The sequence below is a fragment of the Corynebacterium sp. KPL2895 genome (genome assembly GCF_040225815.1).
GTDB classification, from domain to species: domain Bacteria; phylum Actinomycetota; class Actinomycetes; order Mycobacteriales; family Mycobacteriaceae; genus Corynebacterium; species Corynebacterium rhinophilum.
Map to the genome: position 1 here is coordinate 1 of NZ_JBEHFY010000051.1, position 1,566 is coordinate 1,566.

The window sequence follows — 1,566 nt, forward strand, 5'->3', positions numbered from 1 at the left end:
TGGGTGAGCACCCGCAAAAAGCGCAGGTTAAAGATATATTCTGACGGTCTTATTGGTGCAAGAATCACAACCATCTTTGATGATGAGCTTGGTCTTTATGGTGCTAAACGCATCGCTGCAAGCCTCAACAGTGATACGGTTTTCGGCCCGATAAATTACAAGAAAGTTGCACGAATTATGAAAGCCATGGGACTTAGAGGCTTCACCAAACGCCGCCGATGCATCACTGTCAGGCGTAAGCCTGGCCACCGCGTCATGCCAGATTTACTAGGCCCGCTTATTCACAGCCAACGAGCCGAACCGCGTTTACGTCGGCGATATTTATCTACCTTCCGTGTAAGGGAGGGACAAACATGTATGTGGCCACAGTCATTGACACTTCATTCACGCAAACGTGCAGGTTATGCACTCGCAGACCACATGCGGGTCTTATTGGTCATCGATGCCCTAGCCCACGCACACGGTGTACGCGGCAGTCTTGACAGAGCTATATTCCATTCCGATCACGGCAGTGTGTACACCTCACAAGCCTTTAGGAGCTATTGCTCGTCGTTGGGTGTGCGCCAGTCTATGGGAGCGGTAGGAACGAGTGCGGATAACGCCCTAGCAGAATCGTTTAACGCCACGCTCAAGCGGGAAGTCTTGCGCGATAGGAAAGTTTTTGACAGTCCGATCTCCTGCCGTCAGGAAGTCTTCCGGTGGTGCATGCGCTACAACACCCGCAGGCGCCACTCCTGGTGCAACCTTGTAGCGCCGGATGTCTTTGAAGCCGAGACTTCAGCTACACTGACTAAAGCAGCATAGCTAACCCCCGACGTGTCCACTTTCCGGGGGTCAGGCCCAATTCTACCCCGTGATATTCCTGGATGCGTTGCGCATTAAAGTCCGTGACGGTGGCAGGGTTGTCAACAAGTCTGCCTATATGGCTATCGGCGTGGATTTAGATGGCATCAAGCACATTTTGGGCCTATGGATTGCTAAAGAAGAAGGCGCATCGTTTTGGGCACATGTATGTGCCAACTTATCTAACCGCGGGGTCAAAGACGTCTTTATTGTCTGCTGTGACGGGCTGAAAGGCCTACCAGAAGCAGTGGAGGCAACCTGGCCGAATTCCATGGTACAAACCTGCATCGTGCACCTGATTCGCGCCGCGAACCGGCAGGTCACCTACGGGGATCGCCGCGCTGTATCAGCCGCGTTGAAGAAGGTTTATACGGCTACTGATGAATCCACGGCAGAAGCAGCGTTGAAGGAATTTTCCGATTCTGAACTGGGTGTGAAGTACCCTCAGTCGGTCAAGGTCTGGCAGGACGCATGGGATAGATTCGTGCCATTTTTGCAGTTCCCACCAGCAGCCAGAAAGGTCATCTATACGACGAATTCCATTGAGTCGTTTAACAACCAGCTGCGTAAAGCCACCCGCAACAGGGTGCAGTTCACCAACGATGAATCCGCGCTGAAAACGCTGTGGCTGATGATCTGCACTATTGAAGACAAACGAGCCGCAAAGAGAGCAAAGCAAGGCAAACGAGCCTCAAGAACAGCCGGCAGGCTCGTGGAAGGAGC

General features: G+C 52.6%; 1 protein-coding gene and 1 pseudogene. Both read left to right on the forward strand.

Annotated features, from left to right (window positions below; translation table 11 throughout):
- Positions 1-804: IS3 family transposase (locus ABRP95_RS12000; protein ID WP_349839488.1), on the forward strand; the 804-nt coding region annotated here is incomplete at its 5' end.
- A gap of 40 nt (positions 805-844) precedes the next feature.
- Positions 845-1,566 (forward strand): annotated as a pseudogene (locus ABRP95_RS12005) (IS256 family transposase); the annotation flags it as partial.